Source organism: Bacillus pretiosus, assembly GCF_051294775.1.
GTDB lineage: Bacteria > Bacillota > Bacilli > Bacillales > Bacillaceae_G > Bacillus_A > Bacillus_A wiedmannii.
In genome coordinates this window covers 145773-168889 of record NZ_JBPPHF010000006.1, presented here as the reverse complement: position 1 = coordinate 168889, position 23117 = coordinate 145773, and the positions used below count along the sequence as shown (strand labels likewise).

The 23117-nt window shown below is 34.8% G+C and carries 16 protein-coding genes; all 16 read left to right on the top strand.

Annotated features, from left to right (window positions below):
- The first annotated feature begins 9 nt into the window (after positions 1–9).
- The 16 genes from ACSG5Z_RS25085 to ACSG5Z_RS25010 all read left to right on the top strand — a co-directional run bounded on the left by ACSG5Z_RS25085 (position 10) and on the right by ACSG5Z_RS25010 (position 23084).
- On the top strand, positions 10–156 hold the full coding sequence (locus ACSG5Z_RS25085) for a hypothetical protein (RefSeq protein WP_435712446.1): 147 nt from the start codon (positions 10–12) through the stop codon (positions 154–156).
- A gap of 464 nt (positions 157–620) precedes the next feature.
- On the top strand, positions 621–968 hold the full coding sequence (locus ACSG5Z_RS25080; protein ID WP_435712445.1) for a hypothetical protein: 348 nt from the start codon (positions 621–623) through the stop codon (positions 966–968).
- Positions 969–1024: 56 nt separating this feature from the next.
- Complete coding sequence (locus tag ACSG5Z_RS25075; protein ID WP_435712444.1) at positions 1025–1414, top strand: hypothetical protein; 390 nt, start codon at positions 1025–1027, stop codon at positions 1412–1414.
- A 43-nt stretch (positions 1415–1457) separates the two neighbouring features.
- On the top strand, positions 1458–2822 hold the full coding sequence (locus ACSG5Z_RS25070) for an LAGLIDADG family homing endonuclease (RefSeq protein WP_435712443.1): 1365 nt from the start codon (positions 1458–1460) through the stop codon (positions 2820–2822).
- Between the two features lie 1262 nt (positions 2823–4084).
- Positions 4085–5440, top strand: a complete 1356-nt coding sequence (locus ACSG5Z_RS25065) for a hypothetical protein (protein ID WP_435712442.1) — start codon at positions 4085–4087, stop codon at positions 5438–5440.
- A 473-nt stretch (positions 5441–5913) separates the two neighbouring features.
- On the top strand, positions 5914–7413 hold the full coding sequence (locus ACSG5Z_RS25060) for a hypothetical protein (RefSeq protein WP_435712441.1): 1500 nt from the start codon (positions 5914–5916) through the stop codon (positions 7411–7413).
- Positions 7404–8042, top strand: coding sequence for a hypothetical protein (locus ACSG5Z_RS25055; protein ID WP_435712440.1), 639 nt, complete (start codon positions 7404–7406; stop codon positions 8040–8042). The genes ACSG5Z_RS25060 and ACSG5Z_RS25055 overlap by 10 nt, the downstream gene beginning before the upstream one ends.
- A gap of 46 nt (positions 8043–8088) precedes the next feature.
- Positions 8089–9804 carry a phage tail sheath protein gene (locus ACSG5Z_RS25050; RefSeq protein WP_435712439.1) on the top strand — a complete coding sequence of 572 codons (1716 nt, stop codon included), beginning with the start codon at positions 8089–8091 and terminating at the stop codon, positions 9802–9804.
- Positions 9805–9876: 72 nt separating this feature from the next.
- On the top strand, positions 9877–10059 hold the full coding sequence (locus ACSG5Z_RS25045) for a hypothetical protein (protein ID WP_000108095.1): 183 nt from the start codon (positions 9877–9879) through the stop codon (positions 10057–10059).
- Between the two features lie 903 nt (positions 10060–10962).
- A complete protein-coding gene (locus tag ACSG5Z_RS25040) occupies positions 10963–11100 on the top strand; it encodes a hypothetical protein (RefSeq protein WP_000409223.1) in 138 nt (45 codons plus the stop codon).
- 105 nt (positions 11101–11205) lie between these two features.
- Positions 11206–11703, top strand: coding sequence for a virion structural protein (locus tag ACSG5Z_RS25035; protein WP_098656983.1), 498 nt, complete (start codon positions 11206–11208; stop codon positions 11701–11703).
- A 5-nt stretch (positions 11704–11708) separates the two neighbouring features.
- Positions 11709–12425 carry a hypothetical protein gene (locus ACSG5Z_RS25030; RefSeq protein WP_098656984.1) on the top strand — a complete coding sequence of 239 codons (717 nt, stop codon included), beginning with the start codon at positions 11709–11711 and terminating at the stop codon, positions 12423–12425.
- Positions 12426–12505: 80 nt separating this feature from the next.
- On the top strand, positions 12506–12949 hold the full coding sequence (locus tag ACSG5Z_RS25025; protein WP_000160472.1) for a hypothetical protein: 444 nt from the start codon (positions 12506–12508) through the stop codon (positions 12947–12949).
- Between the two features lie 53 nt (positions 12950–13002).
- Complete coding sequence (locus ACSG5Z_RS25020) at positions 13003–13575, top strand: tail chaperonin (protein WP_198130815.1); 573 nt, start codon at positions 13003–13005, stop codon at positions 13573–13575.
- A 20-nt stretch (positions 13576–13595) separates the two neighbouring features.
- A complete protein-coding gene (locus tag ACSG5Z_RS25015) occupies positions 13596–16799 on the top strand; it encodes a hypothetical protein (protein WP_435712438.1) in 3204 nt (1067 codons plus the stop codon).
- 60 nt (positions 16800–16859) lie between these two features.
- Positions 16860–23084 (top strand): hypothetical protein, encoded by a 6225-nt coding sequence (locus tag ACSG5Z_RS25010; RefSeq protein WP_435712437.1) that lies wholly within the window; start codon positions 16860–16862, stop codon positions 23082–23084.
- Positions 23085–23117 lie beyond the last annotated feature (33 nt).

The following is a 23117-nucleotide window of genomic DNA, read 5'->3' as shown; positions in this document are numbered from 1 at the left end:
GAGCAGTGTATGTTTTCAATTGCAGATAACTTGTTAGGAACCCTGAAAAATATTAATAAACTTCTTAAAAAAGTAATTGATGTAGAGAAGATTATTCGTACTAAAACAACTTGTTTAAGTATGTCTACTATTGGATATGCGGATGCCAATAATTGAGTATCGAATATAATGGTTACCTAGAAGTTAAAAGTTGGTATAAAAAATCTTGAAATTTATCCATCTAGAAGCAAGAGTAAATAATTCAAGAAATTCACCAGTTGAAAATTTTTAGAGAAGAAAAATTAGAAAATATTTCTTCGGTAGGGGCTATAAAACAGGCTGATATAGATACTCTTCAAGCAACAGGTAAAGTGATGACAAGTAGCGATTAGTACAAACGGGTGCTATACGTAGTTCTTTAGTGGTTGCTTGAAATTAATGATTAAATGCGTGTACATACGCAAATGGTGGATTCCAAAGACATGGATCCTACTACTAAGAAATTATGTAGAATTTATACAAAAGCAAGAAACACCGCTATAAGGTGACGTGTCTACCCAATAAAAATGAGCATTACCTCAAAAACAAATGTCTCCAGTAACAAAAGGAATTTTTTAATCTAATAAATAGGAGGATAAATAATGGCTATTTTAAATTCAATCAAAAATTTTGCTAAAATAGGTGTTCTAAATACAAAAAAGGCCGTAAATGGTGTTAAAAGTGCTCCAAATAATATTATTAAGAGTACTTTTATTGATACAAAAGATAAGAAAAAGACATTGGGTAACCTCTACACTGGTAAAAGAATAAACCCAAAACACTTTGCTGTTGTTGGAGGGGGATATCTTGCTTTTAATCAAGCTAAGATGAGCTTTGAATATCAAATGGAACCTCTTAAACGAGCGACCATGAATGACTATCAGTATATTGGATCGCCAGAAATTATGATGTACGACGGTGTAGGGCAAGAAAGAGTTTCTAAAAATTAAAATGTTGATGGAAGTATTGTATTTGATCTTCATAATAATAGAAGGGGGTAACATAGATGGTGTTAAAAAAAATAAGAGAAGCAGCACCTAAATTCACTTTTGGGAAAGATGTTGCGGTTAGCTTATATGGAGGTGACGGCTTAGGTACATCATTGGCTAAAGCATCTATTAAAGGGGTTTTAAAAGCTTCTAACCCTGTTTTATCTGCGGCGGTAGGTTGGGGAAGCTTAGTAAAAAAACGTTACTGGGGTTTATTAGAATTCAATCACCAAAGGAAACAATGGTGGAATGCACAGTATGCAACAAGTAACGTAGTTGGGGGTAATTTTGTAGATACGCGAGGGGCTCAAACAATGAGACAAGCAGCTGTACAGGCTATCCAAGGAAGTAAGATGAATGCAAGAAGTGCACTTGGTGGAGAAGCTAAAATATTAAGCCCTTACTAAGTTGCTACACATCTAGAAGGTATTAGAGAGGAGGATTGGAAATATGAGTGGAATTATTAATCTTGAACGTGAAATGCTCCAAATTATTCATGATCCTGTTCAAAGGAGAGAACATCACCTAGGGGAGAGTCCAAGTTGGTATCAAGAGCAAATTATTCGACAGTCACATCATCGCGAAGGTTTACGTTATGGTGAGCGTGTCGGCAAATGTATAGAAGAAAACCAACGAATTATGAATCCTAACACGGGAGAATATAAGTCGATAGGAGAGCTTTATCAGTCCCAACTAGATGGTATCGCTACACCATTATTAACATTGAATGAGTTCTACCAATTAAAGAACAGTAAAGCTTTTTCCATTGAAGATAACGGTGTTCAAGATACGTTCGCTGTTGTAACCAAACATGGAGCACGAGTTACCCTTACAAGAAATCATCTAGTACTAACAGTCGATGGATGGAAAGAAGTAGATGCACTCCGTATCGGTGAAAGAATTGCTACACCTAAGTTCTTAACTGTGTATGGCACAAAACAAGTAGAAAAGAATAAACTTCGAATTCTTGCATATATGCTCGCTGCGGGACGTTTAAATAAGAATAGCATTAGCTTCCAAGTACGTTATGAAGGTGTTGGTGAGTCGTTGCAGAAATCTTGTGAGGCAATTGGTATTACAACGTATCATGAGCATCATAAGAAGGCGACAGTCTATCTAATGGACTTTAGAAGTTTTGAGTTTTATAGGGAGATAGAAGAAAAAAAAATCCCTTCATTTATTTACGAGTTGGATAGGGATCACTTAGCGTTCTTCTTAGGAAGTCTGTATTCTGCAGGTGGTTGGTTTTACGCCGGGCGTATTAGTGAAATCGGGTATGCTACTAAGTGTCGGCAATTTGCATTAGACCTAAAACACTTACTATTACGTTTTGGTATCCAAACGAATTTACTTCAAAAAGATATGAACGGTTCTGTTTATTACCATCTTATGGTTTATCACTGTTCCTCTATTTTATTATTCCTTGAACATTTAGCTACACCAGAGCGTAATTATGAAGAAGTCCGACAAAGAGCAATGAAAATGAATTCTTCTGAACCAACTCTCCCTAAAGAAGTATGGAAATACATTGAAAAGGAACGAATTGTTAAAGGAATGACAAAAGCTGAAGTGGTAGGAAAGGGTAATCGTCGTTATCGTACAGAAAAAGGTATTTCTTTAAGTAATGCTCGTGAATATGCGGAGAACTTACAATTTGCAATGTTACATTATTTAATTAATTCTCATGTATTATGGGAAGAAGTAGTAGAAATCATTCCTTATGGTAAGAGACAGACTTATGATGTCTTTGTTCCAGAGACTCATAACTTAGTAGTTGAAGATATTCTTGTATTTAGTCCATGTACAAATGTTTAGCATAGATAGAAATTGAATAAAAAAATGAAAAAAAGCGTAAGTGTTGCTACTACAATTTCTAACATCTTTACGATATATAACAACTTTGTAACGCCCCTTCAGGTAATCATTCCTGCTGGTAACGTGGTGAACATAGGGAAACTCTAATTTTTTAAAGGAAATAACCCCCTGATCTGAGGCTATATAGAGTGCGTTCCTAATATAAATAACAAGGTGCAATGACTATTCCATTGGATGTGAAATACGGCAACAAAAATGAGTTCATACGGGTAATTGAAGTATCTTGATTCAGAGCATTATGATATCTAGGGGAGATGATAGAGTCACGCATCATGTAAGAGTATGAACAGTTCATGAGGAAATAATAAAATAGTAGCGTTTTTTAAGAAAATAGCAGAAGTAGATTACATGAGTGATAAAAATTTTGAATCTATTTTCATCATTATCAAAGAAGCATCTATCATCCTATTTACTCCAATATGCCGAAGAGGGATATTCCTCAAAACATAGACTTAAATGAAAATGCATAAAGACGTAAAAAGGAATAAAAAACGTTTAGAATCTGAGGACATACTACCTTACTAGGGTTGCTTATGAACATGAGGTACTTGCTGGATTTTAAGTGTTTAATAAAAATATATTGACGGAGCAGCAAGCATTGGTTACAACTACACTATATTACTAACTCATAATAGTCCAGTTGCTATAGTTATTGAATGGATAAAAATTGAGTAGTTACATAAGTTGTTGTTACTCAATACTATCTTTACGATTTTCGTCATACAAGACTATAGTTTTGGAAAATAGATATATTATTTGGGGAATTTCAATTTATTAGCCGTGTTAAAATTTCTAAAGAGAAGTTTACATCAGGTAATTCAGCTAAGGAGATTATAAAGTAGGTAAGTCCGCATTTACTTAGACGAACATGTTTTAAATGGATTAGTGTTCGGATTATTAGTGTTCATTAATAAATACCCTAAATTTATAATTTTTATTAATATATCAAACACTATGAAAATAACGAAGGTAAGGAAAATATCTATCAATTCGTGTAAACAGCAGGAACGTTCAGTTAGTTCTAATGATATAGAACAAATAGATAAAGCAAACCCACCTAATTTAAAAAAGAGCTTGCGAAGTTTGGGATTGAGGTATTCATGGTTCCGATATGAATATGACTTCCCGCGGAGTATGGTAATAAAGGCGATAGGTATCCGCAGTGAGCCTGTTGCTTTTTTTATACGAAGGAGGACAACAATATGGATGAAGTATTAGGAAAAAAAGTTGAACTGGATACCGAATTAGAGCGCTCCATTATTGAATATAGACCACGCGTAAAGTATGAACCAAATAAACCTTTTACTGTTAATTTACCAACAGAAGAAATCATAGAGGAAGATCAAAAGGAATTTGATGAAGATGGTTCGTTTATTCCGGAAGAAAAGCCAGCTAAACAATATGATAAATTTGTAGGTACACTAGAGCTTATTAATGAACTTATTGAATATATTGAGAAGAAAATGAAAGGCTTACAAGTTCCAATTTCTATAGAAGAACTTGAGAAGGTATATGAGTCACAACCATCTTTTGAACAAGATATAGGGGACGAAGGTTTCATTGACTTTGAAACATATCAGAAAACATTTGAAAATCCAGAAGCACCTGCAAATTCACTTATTCAAGATATTGTTCATTCGTACGCAGAAGATGTGGAGGGCAGCTTAGAGTTAGAATTTTATGAAGATCTAAAAGAGTTGCATTCGATAGTAGAGGAAGGATATTTCCTATTTAAAGAAACTGTTTTAAAGAATTATCTTGATGGAAATATTCCTAAGACACCAGAAAAGAATAACAGTTTTACTGAGCAAATTGAAAAAGCAGTTAAGAAGCAAAAACAATGGTTTGATCAAGTTACAAACCTCTATAGGAACAACGAGCGTAAATATTATGATGCCCTAAGAACACAGTACGGTTCACCTGAATTCTTCAAGATGAGTGAGGAATATACAAAAACAAAGCGCCCTTATGACGTTGTGGTTCGTAAAGAAAAGACACTTAATGAGGTGAGTTCTCTTATAGATGGTCTTCTTATAGGTTCACAAGATTGTTCTGAATCTATTAAATTTGGATTAGCTATAGGTAGCGAGATTGATGGTGAAGGGGTTATGAATTTATTAGAAAATCAGGCTTCTACAAAAGAACAACTTACCGATTTGCTCAAATTAACTCAGCTATCATTGAAGTTACAACTTAATCAACAAATTGAAGATAAGAAACAATATCGAGACGTGTTAAAAAACATTAACAATCTTTCTCGTAAAAAGCGTGCGCATGATGAATTATTAATGGCATTGGAACTTCGAAATACGATGTACCTAAACATGTATGATTCATTGCAACATTTAGAATCTCCAAGCAAGGCACCTGGTGTGGAATCATTCCTAAATCAAATGGCCGGGGGATTAAGTCTTGTACAAGAACAGTATGACTCATTTCTGCAAGATGTATATGCAATGTATATGTCTGAATACGAAGTAAGAAAGGAAAAAATTGATAAAACATTAAACAAGGAAAATGCAAGAGCAGGTTATTCTTTGGTATCAGAGTACCTATAAAAGAGGTTTACTTCATCCTAATCCATATAAGGGTAGATGAGAAAACGCTGGCTAACTTATAGGAGGCTCTATTCCTTTTGAATATGGTGACATTAGACAAAGAAAATAAAGTGACCTAAGAGGTGAATCCGGATTGTTCAGTTTATCTCGAGATGAATTATTTTTTCATCGTTGAAAAACATACCATTGGGATGTACTAAAAGTAAGTAGAAGGTGTTTTTGCAACAAAACTTAATAATTAGTAAAACAATTAAATCTAGAAGCAGATTGGGATAAATTCGGACAACCTTCTTATGAAAATGAAGGTATATGGAAATAACAAATGTGGATCATACTCAAGATCTAGGAAAGTAATAAACTATCTACAAAATCTACTATACTAAGGTAGAACCTGTAAGAAGTAAGATGCGTGCTTTCTGCATTTCAGAAATACAAGATTTTAAACAATACAATTTTTTAATGGAGGGGTAAGAATGTATACGTACAATCAACTTATTTTCCCTTCTCATATGGAAAAGAATACTCGTTTTCTAGTATTAGCGGGCTTTTCTTTAAATGGGCCAGTAGGGACACCTTTTATTATTCGAGATAACATAGAGCCATCTTATATTCTTGGTGATTGTCGCCTGACGGAAAACGTAAGAATGGCAAAAAAATACGGAATCACCCCACTAATCCTTCGGTTAAATGGGTCTCATGGAGAATGCGTTGTTAATCATGATGAACTTAATATTCCAGTTTTCCGATTTAAAACATTAGAAGCAACAGATGAGTCAAATAACATAGTTATTCACTTATTTCCAACGTATATGATTATTAAAGGCATAAACACTAGTTATTCATACCTGTTCGCTGATTATAAAGGAGTAGATGACCTAGCTTTTGCTATCAAACAAGATCTTTATTTTGGGTCGGGAGAAGTAGATGTAGAAGTTATTAATCAAATTCCAATAAAAGGATTATGTACTTCTGAGAAATACGTTAGATTTATTGGAGCGGATGATGGCTTCCATTATGTAAGTAATCATAGCAATCTAGACTCAGAAGATAAGATTCAAATGCAACTACAGCTATTAAAAGATAGTTTTATTGCTGAAGATGGAAGTGAGGTTTTCTTTACAGGAGAATTAAGTAGTTTTCAAGTAGATACACTCCTATTTACAGATATACCTTACGAGAAAGCACCTGGTCAGCTATCCTCTATATTCGGGGAATTTGCCAAGACTAAGACAAATGAACAATCTATTTTCTGCTCAGTTGTTTTATGCTCTGATCTATTCTCTAAAAGTCGTTATACGGTAACAGGAGAAGATACATACGAGACTCAAGTACAATCACTTGTAGAAAAAGCCTCTATTAATACAGAAGAACATCGTCATTTAGAGCACATAGAAGTTGTAGTTGGTATACAAAACTCTGAGAACCCTAAATATTTCTCTATGCCAGTTGCAGCAAATTATGCTTGTATGCGATATAAACTGCCGAATTTCTATAATTCAGCTACAAATAAACAACTACTAAACATAAATACATTACAAAATAGAGAACTCAAAAAGGTAGAAGTTGCTAAATTAACAAGTAGTGGTTATATATGTATAGTACCATCAATTAAAAAAGGATTTGTTCCTTATTCCTCAAGAAATCTTTACCCTCAAAACAAATTTTATTCAAAACCTCATTATCTCCGGAGTATAGGTTACGATGTTAATCGAATTGCTGGATTCTTTAATCAATACATTGGAGAACCATTAAGCTTCGTATTACTTCAATCTATCATTACACAAGTTGATGCCTTTATTGATAGTCTTGCAGAAGATCATCCAATCTACAGGGATATAAAAATGGAAGTCCTACATTATGATCAAGAAAATCTTACTCTATCTATTTCATTTGAGTTATATGGTGAGATTGAAACGGTTAGAACTTCCTTTACTTATATTTCGTCAAGTGAGGTGAGTGTTTCATGTCAGTAGAAATCAATAAGCCAACCCAAGCAAATGGTTCTATGGACTATGAAGACATGACAAAGACAATAAAGCATTTACTAGATGCTGCTTGGGGAACTCAGTGGGGAAGCTTTACCGCGGAAGAACCAACTGTGACAGTTGACAAGCCTGTAGCATATCCAGTTATCATTCATTACCTTAAGTTAATGCAACCAGGACTAATTGGTAAAAGCATCAGAGAAATTAAACCTCGTCAACGTTACCTTGCTTTTAATGAAGATCCTAAAGGAACTCTACCACCTGCAACTAAGGTTTATGGTCAGGTATTTGATGCAGAAGTTGTTTTTGAGATTTGGGAAGAAACCAATGCGCGAGTAGACAAGCTCACAAAGGAGTTTCGTCAAACGCTTGCAACATTCACGGGATTCCTTAAAGAGAAGGGGCTTAAAGAACTTCAATTCGTAAAGATGGAAACAGACTTATCAAAAGCAAATATAAGTAATGTTAGTAAGGTTCGTAGACTTGTTTATTTTGCTAAATTTGAAGAATTAACAGAAGTTCCTGTAGATATCCTTCGTGTGATAGATGTCGTAGAACAGAAACTTCAGGAAACCACAAAAACTTTAAGAAACAAAAAAATCCAACTGGATGAATAGCGCTTGTCGCTTTTCAAATATAACAAAATAAAGAGGAGGCAAACCTATGCTTTATGAAAATCTTCCTGGCATTAATGTCACACTAAAAGATGGTGGCTTAATTGTCCCAGAACGAGGCGGATCAGAATCGATCCTAATCATTGCTCCATCTCTTGCGAAAGATGCTCCTGAAGAACCAGTATTAATTCGTAGTTCAACTGAACTTGTACAAGCTGGATTCGGTGACTTCTATGTTGCAGGAGAAGTTAACCCAATTGCTGCAGAATGGAAAGCTGCTACTGATGCAGGAGCTAGAATGGTTTACTTAGTAGCCCTTAAAGAAATCAGCTTAGAGCGTGCTGCTGAACTTGAGAAATATGCAATTGATGCCTATGTGGCTGCAGGAAACCAACTAGTAGAAGCCCAAGCTAAATTCAAAGACGTTTTAGTTGGCTCTACAGAAGCTGTTCGTATGCGCCGAAAATTCATCTATTTCTACGACATGCTAATGAGTGACCTACTTGATTTCACTGTGGATCACGTAGTTCTTAAAGGGGTTACACTTGAGGACGAAGCTACTAACTTAGTTGGTGAGTTTTTCCCTGAAGTTCCAAACTCTGAGGATTTCCCTTATATTAGTGGAATGGTTACTTCTTCTTATGTAATGGAGTCTCACGCTATTAATTACCCAGTAGAAATCAAAACTGGTACAAGCGATACGCTAGTAGTAAAGGTTGATGGCAAAGATGTAACGTTTACGCTTCCTGCTAAAACTTACAATGGTAGTTCATTAACAATAGCTGACTTGGTAAAAGACTTGAAGGCTGTTATCGATGAAGATGCAACTGGTATTAAAGTTAATGTGAGAGAAGACAGTGGTAAAATTGTCCTTTACTTCGATGCTCCTGCTTCTATCCAAGCTGGTACAACAGCGGCTGGTCTTCAATTAGATAAGCAAGTAGCAACATGGAAGAAAACAAGCTTTGGTGTAATTCACCGTGGTTCATTCGCTCAAACAGTTGCTGATTATTGTTCAATGAAAACTTTAATGAAATCAGCTGCGATTGGATACATTGGAGTTAAATCTCCAGTAGATACAAAGGTTTCTACAATCCGAAAATATGTGGAAGAACTATCTAAGATTGATACAGAAATCTCTCCTTATCTTCAAGTAGTGGGATCTGAAGTGGGAGTAATCATGCCAACAACAAATTCAATCCACTATGTAAATGGTGCGACTCACTACGCTGCACTACTTTCAACTCTTCGAAAAGAAAGTGCACCTACAAATAAACCAATCAAAGGTATTAAAGCTATCCGTTTTGATTACTCTCTGCGCCAACTTTCTAAACTAACTAGTAAGAAAATCGTTACATTCCGTTTAAAAGATTCAAATCAATTAGTTGTTACAGACGGAATCACAACTGCGCCATCTATTGTAATGGCTGGAAAAGTACGTGAAAGTGACTTTGCTCGTTTATCTACTCTTCGTATTACCCAGCTTGCTATCCAAGTTGTTCGTGAAGCAGTAGAACCATTTATTGGTGAAGCAAATGAAATGCCACAATACAACGCAATGAACACTGCTATCAAGTCTGCATTAGAGAAAATACGCGAAGCAGGCGCTATTCAAGGATACAAATTCTCAATTGAAAACCTTGGAGTATACTTAGATGAGGTAACTGTAACTTTAGAAATTATCCCGGCATTTGAATTACGTCGTGTACAAGTTCAAGTTAACTTAACTCCTCCTGAGTATATGCTACAAGGACTTAGCCAGTAAGAACTATTAATGAGAAGAGGGGATCAAAGGCCCCCTCTCTTATATAAAAGAATAACAGGAGGTTATTAACCTATGAGTACAACAGCTTCTCGCTATAGTAAAACTTTCACTACTTACGGTGGCTCTGACATCGTATGTACATTTAATGGACAGGTAGTTGGCCAATTACAAGCTATTACTTACTCAGTTACTCGTGAAAAAGGACCTGTGTATGTAATGGGTGATCCAAACCCAAAATCTTTCTCTCGTGGTTAAGATGTAGCCACCTTTCTATGGTGACATAGAATGACAAACTCCGTGAACTGCTGGAAACCCCTAAAGCTTTTGTTACTACAACGTAACTAGAAATGGTAAGCGTGAATGTTAAAAAAACAAAAGATAATTATATTCATGTTATGAATTGAAAAATTTATGGCGTAGAAAATAATGGGCAATCAGCAGCCAAGCTCCTGTTCCGAAAGGATGGAGAAGGTTCAACGACTAGAGTGTACTACCTGAAATGGTAATGAGACTTATTAGTGCGGAGCGAGTTGAAAGCCCATGTAAAATGACAATGTTTTAATGGGTGAATTCACACCAAAATATAATTACAAAAATAACCTTATTAAAAACATCAATTCACCAGAATACTGGTATATTGCAGAAATGCAAGCCTCAGATGTAAGAGACATCCTTTGTCCGGATAACCGATTGAAACAGAACTCCCAAGCAAAAAATTAAAATTTTTACAACACCATGATGGCTTAGTGTTTTAAAAAATGTTTTTAAAAAGGAAAAAAGAAAAGTATTTAGAGGTGTGTTATCAACTTGAAGATATAGTCTAGTCCGTCTGTAAAACAGAGTTAAAATATCTCGAAAGAGACGGTGTAAACGAAACGTGGTATTGCAGGAAGTTTAGTATTTACTATCTTCGACCGTGATGCACTATTTAATCTTAAGCAACAAGCTACTGTTCACCGTCATGGCTTAAATCAAACGGATGCACTTGCTAGTAGCTCTACTCAGGTATTAGATGCTGATGCAAATGCTGCAGCTTTAACTCAGCGTAATGACTTAGTTCAGGGATGGCAGACAAAACGTAAAGCCAACTTCATCGACGAAATCCCTCCATTTGATATTACAATCAACTTCCTTAACGAATATGGACAAGCTAGTAAAATGGAAATCTACGGTGTAGAGATTCTTAACGAAGGAATGGGCTTAAGTGTAGATGACAACACTACAGAAAAAGCTTGTACTTTCATTGCTCGTAATATTGTTGAGATGCGTCCACAAGATGATTGGGAAGTAGAATAATAAAACTTAAAGAGGTGCTTCGGCATCTCTTTTTGTATTTGGTAGCAAAAATATAATCGAGTGGTTATGTTCTATTTATAGAAAAATAGAAAGGCAGGTGTCTTCATGAGTAGTAGATATCAGAAGACTTATACGAGTTTTGCTGGTACAGATATTGTTGCTGTCGTAACCCCTGAAGGTGGTAAATCTGTAGTGCTAGGTCAATTGCAAACGATTTCTTATTCTGTTTATAGACCGACAGCTCCAGTATTTGCTTTAGGACAAATTGCAGCTAAAGGTGTTGTCCGTGGTGCAAGAACAGTAGCAGGAAGCTTAATCTTTACGGTGTTTGACCGCCATGTATTATACGAAGTTATGAAAGATCATAATGTGAATGGGAACAGTTGTCCTATCAATAAAAGTGACGAGCTACCACCATTTGACATAACAATTAACTTTATGAATGAATATGGGCAATCTTCAAAATTGGTGATATATGGAGTTAATCTTATCTCAGAAGGTCAAACAATGTCAGTTGAAGACATGATTACAGAAAATACAATGGAATTCATTGCTCTAGATATCGAAACAATGAAACCAGATGTTTTTGATGAAGGGTGGTAAGAGATATGAGCAATGGGGCTTATACATCGGCAGGTAAATCTAAAAGAGGTTATGCGAATTATTACTCAGGAACAGATATCCGAATTTACTTTGGAGATAACTGGATAGATGAAATTGTAGAAATAGAATGGACAATGCAGGAACAATTAGCACCAATCTACGGATATGCTTCTTATACCTGGGATAAGGTAGCTAGAGGGAACAGGTTGGTTCAAGGTTCTTTTTCTATTAACTTCAAAGAAGCTGGTTATTTACAAACGGTACTTAATAGTTTAAGTTCTGAAATGACAGAGGAAAATGAGTGGTTTAGCCTGGCAGAATTTAATGGTGAAAATGGTCAAAGCGCCCATAAAAATACAAAGGTTGAAGACCTTATAGGTAATTTTCAAGCATTAGCAGATGATTATGAAAATGCACTATGGGGAACAAACTCTAACTCTTCAAAGTTAATAGATAGCCGTAGAACTGATACATTCTTTTATAGCACAAATGAAAATGAAAAAAATAGGAATTTGAAAGAACATGGTTTTAATATCTTACTAACTTATGGAAATAATCCTTGTGCTGTTAGAGGGACTGGAAGCTACAAGACCGTTCAAACAATAGTTGGAGTGCAATTAACAGGTGTTTCTCAAAGAGTAGATCCGTCTGGGAACCCTATTTCTGAAGTATATACTTTTATAGCAAAAGATATCTCGGGGAATGTACAAAAAGCGTACTAGTTTTAATTATGGGATTTATATGACTAAATGATTTTAACTTTTAAATTTTTATATTAACGAGAGAAAGAGGAGGAAGTATAATGACAAAACATATTAAAAAAGAAGAAGCTTTAATGGAGGGTACTCAAGAAGAAACTTCGGTTGTTAAAGTAGGAGACAAATTCGATGAAGATGACGTTTCAAAAGCAGAACAAGAAATCTTCCCAGGTGGCCCGACTTATAACGAACTTGAAAAATGGAAGTCTATGTATGCAGGAGAAGTATACTTAACTGAGTTTGATGAGGAAAACATTTTTGTATGGCGACCAATTAAGCGTAAAGAATACAAAGATATTGCTAAAATTCCAAATGCAGATAATTTCTATAAAGAAGAGCGTATCTGCGAAAAAGCAGTTCTTTTCCCTGCTAACTATGGTTTCATGCAAATGACAAATGGTAAAGCTGGTATCCCGACACTATTACACGAATTGGTACTAGAGAAGTCAGGATTCGCAGCGAAAACAGGCGCAATGCGCTTAAGCTAAGAGCGGAGGAGGCGTATAATCGCCTCCTATTTTTATTGTAGGGAGGAAAAAACATGCTAATCGATCCTAGTTTATTAGATGACAAGGTAAAAGAATTACCTATTGAATTTGAAACATATGAAGAAGAGGTAGATTTCAAGGAACAATTGCGTATTTGGCATGAGAAATATGGGCATATCTTTATGCAAGAAATAAACGATGTCATATTTTTCTTTCGTGCATTAAGCAAAGAAGAATTGAAAATTGCACAGGAAGTATACAATGATGACTTTGAAAGAACTGAGTATATATGTAAAACTTGCGTTATAGAGCCAATTATTGAAGACTACTCGTTAGATATTTTTGCAGGTGTTCCAGAAATTCTTTGTCTTTCTATCTTAGAGGAGTCAGGTTATACAAAAGCTCAAAAAGTTAAAATTATGATAGCTAGATGGGAAAAACATATGGAAGAAGTAGAAAATCAACTTCCGTTAGTAATAAAAGAAGCATTCCAAGATATCCCATTAAGCGAAATTGAATCATGGACAATGGCTAAAACAGCAGAATATTATGTAAAAGCTAAATGGTTATTAGAAAATATACGAGGATTAAAATTATTGGGTGAAGAAGAAATTCAACAACAGTAGCCGTAAGGTGGTGAAGACGTATGGTCAATAAACGTTACATGGGTGAAGAGAAAGAGAAAAAGAAAAATCATGTGCTTAAAAATATAGCCAAAATTGGTTCTCTTATAGGGGAAGGGGTAATGGAATATCGCGATTTTTCAATGATAGGTAAGTCCGTATCTAATTTATCTAGTAACACAGCAGTTACAGGTAGTGTTGCTTTAAGTAAAGATAATTATAAACACAGTACTGTATCCGATGCAGGAGCATTTATGCAGAAGCAATCTAATGGTCTTGGTAAAAATGCTTATGTTAGTAGAAAGTTACGCGGTGGTTTTGATGATTATATACAGGAGAAGAAGTATAAAAAATTAGAAAATTATATCCGTAGAAATATTAAAAAGAAGCAGACACTTAATAAGCGTCTAAGTCAAAAGAATATGGAATTCACTACCCGTTATTATAACGAATTTCACAAAAGAAATATGTGGGGTCTCAACAAATTCGAATACGAAGCTACTCAATTATTCCGTCAAAATAAAATTCTTGAAAAACTTCAAAAACTATCTTCTATTAAAAACAATGGTGGGGACAAGATCCTTAAAGCCCTTATCCAATACTACAATCAGAATAAAGGTATTTTCAATAGTCCTGCCGTTTACATTAATGATTTTATAAAGCAACTGGAAAATGGAAAATACGCTCATAAAGTTAAATTCCTAAGTGATACGCAACGAAATGTATTTCAGAAGCAAATGCTTCAAACTCTTGGGCGGTACAAGGATATAAAAAAAATATTTGAAGAAAATAAAGGTACAATATTACCCCAAGCTAAGGCAATTGAAACTGCGTATGCTTACGAATTTATCAAAGATGCAATTAATCAGACTGACATATTAATGACTTATTTAAAGAAAACAGGCTTTAATTACACTACATTAAAAGATGCTGAAAAAGTTGATATAGCTACCAAGCGTAGGTATGGGTTAATCATTAATGACATTGATGAAAAAGGAAATGAAAAATCTATTGATATTACTGGGAAGTTACGAAAATTCTTAGATAACAATAAATGCAATGACGATTTAAATACATTGTTAGATAAAAAGGGAATATCTTTCGACTTTGAAAATATAATTCTTGATAGTAATTTATACACGCATGCTAAAACAGGTGAAATGATTGATAACAGGTATTTAAAAGCTGGTGCTATTAGCGCAATAGATTCTTTTCAGGAACGTGTTGAAGCTCCATTATTTATTAATGATTCGACGGATTTAACATCTTGGCAAGCTTTTTACTCGAGTCTATCTAAAGAAGAATTACAGGTATTAGTTTCAGGACAAGTTCATAAATTCGCAAGCAACTTAGGCGATAAAGGATTTGATAGTGTAACTAAAACGATTCAAGAAGGGGATATTCGCAATCCATTAAATAATAATGGCCATTTTTATACTAGTGGAAATGTTTTTCGTTATACAGAATCTGGCGTGGGAGATTTAATTAATGAAGGATTTTATCTAACACCATTACAATTCGGTGCGTTCTCGCGTATGGATAAGTCTTATGCTCGTTCTGGGTATAAAGAAGAGGTAACAGATAGGGATGCCTCGCAAGTTTACGAGGATAATTCTGTTGAAAAATTCGTAAGAAGGACATTGAAGTATATAAATCCATCTAAGGGATTTATATCTTTAAATGAAGCAGCAGTGGATAAAAGTTTATCAACCTTAATGGAATTCATGATTCCGACATTTGATGACGACGTAGTACGTATCTCTGCAATCGAAAAACTTAGACGTTCATTCCATCAATTCGATTTAAGAGCATTAGATAATGAAACTGGAGTTTTTTCACCGGATGTCGTGAAGGAGTATGCAAAAAATAAGGGGATTTTATCTGAATTAGATATAAAGAATATAAAGGGTTTAGAAACATTAAACGAGTTTCTGGGTTTTGACAATATCCATACTATTGATGTAAAGCCTCGTGAAGCAAGGGTATTCCTTGAAGATGTTATAAATAACGATAAAGATAAAGTTAGTTTTATTAGTACTAAATTAGTTTCAGATAGTGGCATAAGTAAAGTTGGAAAAGCAATTGTATCAGAGATTAATATTAACGACTTAAAGAGTTCTGGAGCCATTGATGTTGAATGTGATCTAACATTTAATACAAAAGATTCAGATTGGAGACTTTGGCCCCAGCTATACGAAGGTAATACGGTTGTTTCTCAAAATCAAATTATTACTGGCGAGGAAATGACAAATATGGGTGCACGAAGAATTATTTCTCGACTAAATAATGTTTTTGTTCCTCAAGTGCGTGAAGGCGAACGAGAAATTAATCAGTATTTTGACATTTATAGGGAATCTAGTGAATCTGTTCAAAGTAAAGAAAGTGTAAGGTTAGAAGCGTTCTTTGATGATGCAGATGGAAAAGAGCGAAAAAACAAAGGATTAAAAGGCTACTCAACAGATAAGAAGAAAACATTGTCCTGGGCTAAAAAAATGGGTTATGGTGACACCGAAGCCGTTAAATCACAAATTAATGAACTTTTCGATGGACTAGAAGATATTTCGTCTACAAAAGAACCTAATCAAGCAGGTAAGTACATACCGTTGGCTATAAAGTATCGACAAGAATATGAAGGTATTTTTTATAGTATGGGTGAGACTGAAGGCTCTGATAGCACATCGTTAATGGGAGCCTTAACACCAAAAGGGCAAAAATATATTCCTCGATTCTTTGAGACGAATAGCAGTAAAGAAGGTCAAGAGATTCTACGATATGTTCCTGAAGACACAAAAGGAATTTCACAGGACAGTTGGGGGCTTAGAGTAGATAAACAAGAAGGTATTGAAGATTATTTTAATACTCATTATCTACCAACTGAAAATTGGACTGGATGGAACGCAAGCACAAATCTTGATGGTATAAAAATCAAGGTTATGCAGAAGACGGGAGGAAATCCCGCTACTTCTGGTGATTGGAGTAAGGATCAAACTAGAGCGGAAAAAACAGGAGAAAAAGTAATTCCAATACACTCTTTAAGTAGTTTGATTAATATCGGTCGCTTGCGTGATGTGTTATTAGGAATGGGACTATCAGATGTAGATGTTCAATTAACTACTTCTTATGGTGAAGGACCAGGTGGAATCAATACTTCCATCGACATCATGAAAGATGTGAAAAATGAAATTTTAGATGGTCTTAATGCAGGAGTACATTCCTCATTATTCTAGAATACATTGAGCGGCGTTCAGTCTTTTTAGACGAGCGCCGTTATTTATTAGGAGGGTATTATGGAAGATATTAAAAGAGTGCCTATTAAAAACAGGGTGTTAATACCAGATTATGAATCAGCAGAAGATTTTGGTGAAATTAGAATAGAAAATCAAACTGAACGTGCAGCGTTTGAATACAGACAAAGTGCAATAGCTCAAACATATAACGAATTAACAAAAGATAATCGTATAAGTTCGTTAGGTATTTGGGAGTTGGCTCGTACTCCAAATAGTTTTAATGTAAATGCTCAACAAGCATTAGACCCTTTTATAAAATTAAAAAATGAAGACAATGTAGTATTCTTTGATATAGAAGCAATTGGAACGCCTGAACACATGAGAAGTAGTAAAGGATTAGACCTGTTTGCTATAACTGGGCTATCTTTTGGTGGAACTAAGTTTAATGGAAAAGACTTTGTTAAAAAGAACGGGGCTATTGTTTCAATGGCAGTCGCTCCTGAAAAAGATGCGTATTCCCAATTAAAACAGCAAATTAATAAATTAAAGCAAAATCCCATGATGTCAGTTTCACAAGATATACATCGAATATTAATGGATCTGACTAAGTATTCTGATGCAAGTAAATTTAAGGGTGCAACAAGTAATGGGAAATCCTATATATCTCTATTAGGGCATTCACGTGTTCTTCCTACAGACACAGCTTTTACAAGAAATACAATAGAAGTAATTGAACGTGGTCTTAATAACCTGTTTCATAAAGGGACAAAACTTGAAGATGCCTTATCTATTTTTCAAGGTCATATTATGTCTAGTAATGCAAAATTAGGAGGATATAATATCCATCACTACGATTTACCAGCTATTCTTGGAATAATAAAGGACACAAGTATAAAAAAATTCTTTGCAGATGCAGCGAAAAGTTCACTAGACTTTTTTCATGGATACTCTGCAACAGTTGAAAATCCATATTCATTAACTGGTGCTAGTTTACGTCAAGAACATATTTACCAAGCTATTTTAGCGAAAAGAAAAATTAACACGGGTAAAGTAGCAATTGACGGGAAAAGCCCTTCATATCTATATCATTTAGCAAAAAATGATATTCAAGCAAATATTGATATTGCTGGGTTTACTCACAAAAAAATCAAATCATTTATTGAGGGAGCAGAAAAGTCTGCTACTTATGATTTTTCTTCATCAGCAATAAAGCAAAATACTCTAGAAATAGGTAAGGAATTGTTTTCTTATCAAAGTGGTTACTTTGACAAAGATAAACACAAATACAATCTTGTGGGTAAAATTGGTAAAAATAAGAAAAACATAGTACCTCGGTTAGAAAATTTAAAGACATTACTCCCTTCAAATGAAACCTTCATAATTCAAGAATTCCTCAAAGATGTAGCGTTAACAGGTGCAGATAAAAAAGGTTTTGGCCTAAGGCTTGATTCTAAAGATATAAAGGGGAAAGTCCTTTTATTAATGTCCGAAACGCAGGAGGGATTAGCACAGCAAATTCATAGTTCTTTCATGCCAATGGATGATGCAATTTCTAGAAATTTGCGTGACTTAAAGATAAAATATGACGCTTCTTTTCGTGAATATGAACGAATGTTCGACACTAATGGATGGAAAAAAATGAAGGAGTACTATAACTATCTAGATAAAGCAGGTAGTGTTGAAGAAGATTTTGACTGGAGATTACACATTATCAAAAATGGTGGGACAGAAGAATTAGCTATGAAATTCCCTTATATGGTCGCACGATTAGAGGGAGAAAGAGATGTCTGGAGAACAGCTATTAGTACTCTCAAAGATTCAGGATTAAATGACGAACAGAAGTTAATTGCATTACGCCACATTAAAAGCAAGTTAGATGAGAAAGGAGATAATAAAGCTCAAATAACTGCTAAAGGAAATAAATTTTTTAATTTTAATTTTGATAAAGAAGACAATACAATATTTAATGCAAAAGACACGAATTCAATTAAAGCTTCTTTTAGTTCTTATATTAACGACAGAAGAGGGAATCGTATTGGGAATTTGGAAAGGTCATATAAGTTAGCTCGTATTGATGAATTGCAAAAAATAATCATTAAAAATTTCAAACTTTCACAAGATAGAAAAGCCTCTAATGATGTGAAATATCTTGTGAATCAGATGAAGAAAGAAGTTATGTCGGGAAATAAAACTGAAATAGCTCTGATTGAGATGACAAACCTCGTTCGTGAAAAGATAGAAAACATGGGTACAGACAATTTTGTTCGTGAAGTAACCAATCAGATGACAGATAGCCGTGTAACTGCAATTAAAGATTTGATGAAGAATCTACCAAATGTTATGCGTGAAAGTATTGAAAATGCTCGTTCATACAACAATACTAACGTATTATTAAACGGTAATAGTTCATTAAATAAATTTTTAAAAGAGCAAGATAACCGTATTAAGAGATTATTTGAGAAGAAATTTGGTACACATGGAATAAATGATCTAAACGTAATTAGTAGGACAAGTGGTATGGCTGCTAAGTACGAAGAACTTGTTGAGAAAATCATGTCAGCTTACAGCGAATACTTCAACACTCAAATTCGATTTATGGACGGTGGAAATCCTATACTTATCTTAGCAAGTAAGAAGAGTATTATGGATTTAAGCAAAGTAAAGACATATGAAGAATTGGTTCGAAACCCTAGATTAGCAACTATTGAGCTTCCATCCTTTGATAAGAACATGAAGGTGAAATACGGTGGAAACCAAAAAGCTTCTGTTATTCGTTCTGGTATTGGTGTAAAAGGTGCTTATCATAGTACATCGGTAACAGATGCTCTTAATATGATTCTTGATTATTCTAAGAAAGCCAAAGAGCTGTCTGAGAGAGCTGAAAGTATAGGTGGCAAGAATGCATTTGTTCAAATAAGACAAGGGCTACGTTACCGTATTGGAAGACAAATAAATTCAGTGCCTACTGATGCAAGTCGTAAATTACACTTCGATGATAGGGAAATGTTTGATAGCAAATCAGTTATGAGTGACGAATTCCTTTCAAGCAAATGGGATATCACAGGATATGCAGAGTCATGGTATCGTGCAAATTCTAAACGATTAGGAATTAGTGCTTCTGCCGACATTATTGCTCAAAATGCAATTGAAAAAGGAATTACATTCTTTGAAGCGATGGGACAGAGGGCAAAAGATTACGCTATTGCCGGAGAACTTCTTGATTTTGCAAAAGGTGCTTCTGGACTAAAAGGAAGTGTGGTTGGGATTAATAACCGGTCAGCTTCAAAAGAGCTTGTTGGGACTACAAATGTAAACGCTCGTACTTACATGGCACTAGGTAACTACTATGCTAAAACAATAGAGAGTCCACATAAGCCAATCAATTACCGGAAGGTAGACCACGAAGTTGCATCAAAAGTGTTACGTAACTTGGGTAAAGATCAATCGTTCCGTACGAAAAATAGTTTTATTTCATCAGCTTTATTTAAAGCTCTTGATGATGCAAATGAGGTTCGTGGTATTACAATGCAAACTGGTTATATGACGAATGAAGAAATTGCATTAAAGCTGGAAGATGCTAACACTATTATGAAATATAAGAGTATGATTGACACAGCTCAATTAAAAAAACAAATCTCTCCTGTAGAAGCAAGACAAATGAAGGAGTCTTTAGACATAAGGATGCTTTCTAATAGTGAAGGTTACGCATTTATGGATTACAAGTTAATGAAGGCTTTTGATGGAATGGATGAGGTTAGTATTAATATGAACGCCGAAAAAGTAATGTTCAACAACTATATTGAGGTAGCTATTGAAAAAGAAGCTGAAAAACAAGGTCTTGGTAATGGTTTATGGAAAGAGAAAGGAATCGCTTTTAATAAACCATTAGAGATTGATATCAATTCTATGTTCAATGAGAGAAATCATCTTACTCTTGGAAAATATGAACTTAACAATATCAAAAATAAAATTATTGATAAAAAACGTTTTAAGAAAGGTGATACAGTATCTATCCTTGGCTTCAACGTAGATGACATCAATAAAAAATCGCTTGTATTAGGTAGACAACGTGAAACAGGACACGAATTTAAAGTGGTAACTGAGGGTGGTTTCCGTGCTACTATGACCCCAATACTTGGTGATATTATGGGTGATTTATACGGCGTAGAAGGGGTAGAACAGGTGATTTCTCATCAAGTGGAAAAGGACGGTTCTACTGATTTACCGGCCTTAATTCGTGGTTACGATACTCAAATTCGTCAACAATTCAGTGGTTCTGTAATGAATAAGAAAATCACTAATGACTATGCTACTGAAGAAAGAGCGTTATCTTCATTTTATAAGGATGTTGAACAAATGCTTGGCATTAAAACAACTAATAAAGATGGCCAGTATGTAGTGGATTCTAGTTTTGGTTTAAATGGAAAACAGCTAGACTATAAAGGACGTGAGAAGCTTTCATCTAAGTGGATGAGGAAGTTAGGTCTTAACCGTGAAGTATTTGCTGACATCACAATGGCCTATGAGGCTTGGGATCGTCAGGGTGGAATTAATCATAGTAAGAACACGGTTAAAGAGCCTGGGGTATTAGATGATTCTGATTTTCGAACAGGGTTATATGTTCCGGGAGAATCCTCTATATATTCTAACTTTATGCATGATATGGTTTATAGTTCTAAAGTAAAGCCAGAAATTAAAGCACAACAAAAAGTATTTAATGAAATGGTTAAGTTTGGTGGTAACTATGAAAATAATTGGGAACCTAAAACAGGAGATGTAGTTATTGATTACACTCCTAATAGTACGAGGCTAATGACTGATGTAAATGCAAAGATGAAAGATGGTGTACTTCATGTAAGTAAGGATTCATTTGAAGCAATTCCACAAAAGTTTGATTATACCCAACCTTTCAATGTTGAGGATTACAGAAAAACTGTTATTAACGCTGGATTGATGGAATTTAATTTAGATCCTGGTGTTAAAGGTAAGAAAATCCTAGAACACTTACTTAGAACAAAAGGAACGGCATACTTGAAGCTTCCAGAATTTGCAGCAAATCAATACATTCCTCTTTTGGATATTAACTCAATGAAACTACCTGGTAATGTTAATTTTGTTGAGAAAACAGAATTTCTTGATACATTAAAAGGCTACTATACTTCTATTATTAGAAAAACAGAAGAGTACAATGACTTGTTTACAACAGATAAGTTTTCCGCAAGCGATACAGTGACGCGACGTGGAGTTCTAGAAACGGAAATTAATAGAGAAATTTCTCGACTTATTGCAAATTTTAGTGATTCAACTTCAAAAACGAGTATGGTTAAGCGTATTTCTGGGAATTTTAGTGGAGATAACTTAGCGGTGTTTTTAACTCCTTCTGGAATAAATGATGAGAAACAAAGAAATACTGTGGTGAATGATATCATAAGATTGCGTGATTCTGATAAGGAAAATAACAAATTAGCAGTTGATGTAATCAATGCTTCTGAAGCATTCTTCTCAGAAAATAGTGCTGAGAACCTCACTCTTGGAAATCTATATGGTGCTGGAGCATACGAAAAAAATCGTAAAGGTACGGGTGTATATAATGATTGGAGAACAGCTAAGAATGATGAACCTGGGGTTGGTAAAGCCGAACAAGAAAAATCAATTCTAGCTCGTGCTATCTTTTCTACAATTGGCAGTATAGATAATACAAGTATGAGGATATCTGCAGAGTTTATGAAGATGACAAAATCAAAAAAAGAGCCATTTGATGAGGCAGAAGGTTCAGGTCAAAACGTAGAAGAAGTAATGGATAAAAGAATAGCTGTTGAGCCAGAATTTTTCTTGAATGAAGCAATGCATAATGGGATGAATGAATCACTATCAGATATTGCGACTGTTGGTAAGAAAGTATTCAGTGGAAGTGCTACAAGTTTAGCTGGGATGGGGACTATAGGATTTGATGAATTATGGGCGACAAGCGCTCTAATGAAAGGTACACCAACACCAGAAGGCCTGCAAGAGATGGCACCAGTAGCACCTGAAACTTTAGGGTCCCCTACGGCCCGTATAACACCTAATCAAAATGGTGAGTACATTAACATCTCTGTAAAGGCATCAGCTAGTAATAGAATGAATCATAATAACCTAGCAGTGATGATAAACAATGAAATCATGGCAATGTCGAATGTCAAAATGAACACGAGTGTTAACGTAAATGATAATTCGAAAAAAATTGACAGCAAGTGGTTAGAGAGCGCTATTGCAAATGCGATGAATAAGGGTTATGCATATTAATAGACAAATGAGAGTTAACGTTTTGTTAGCTCT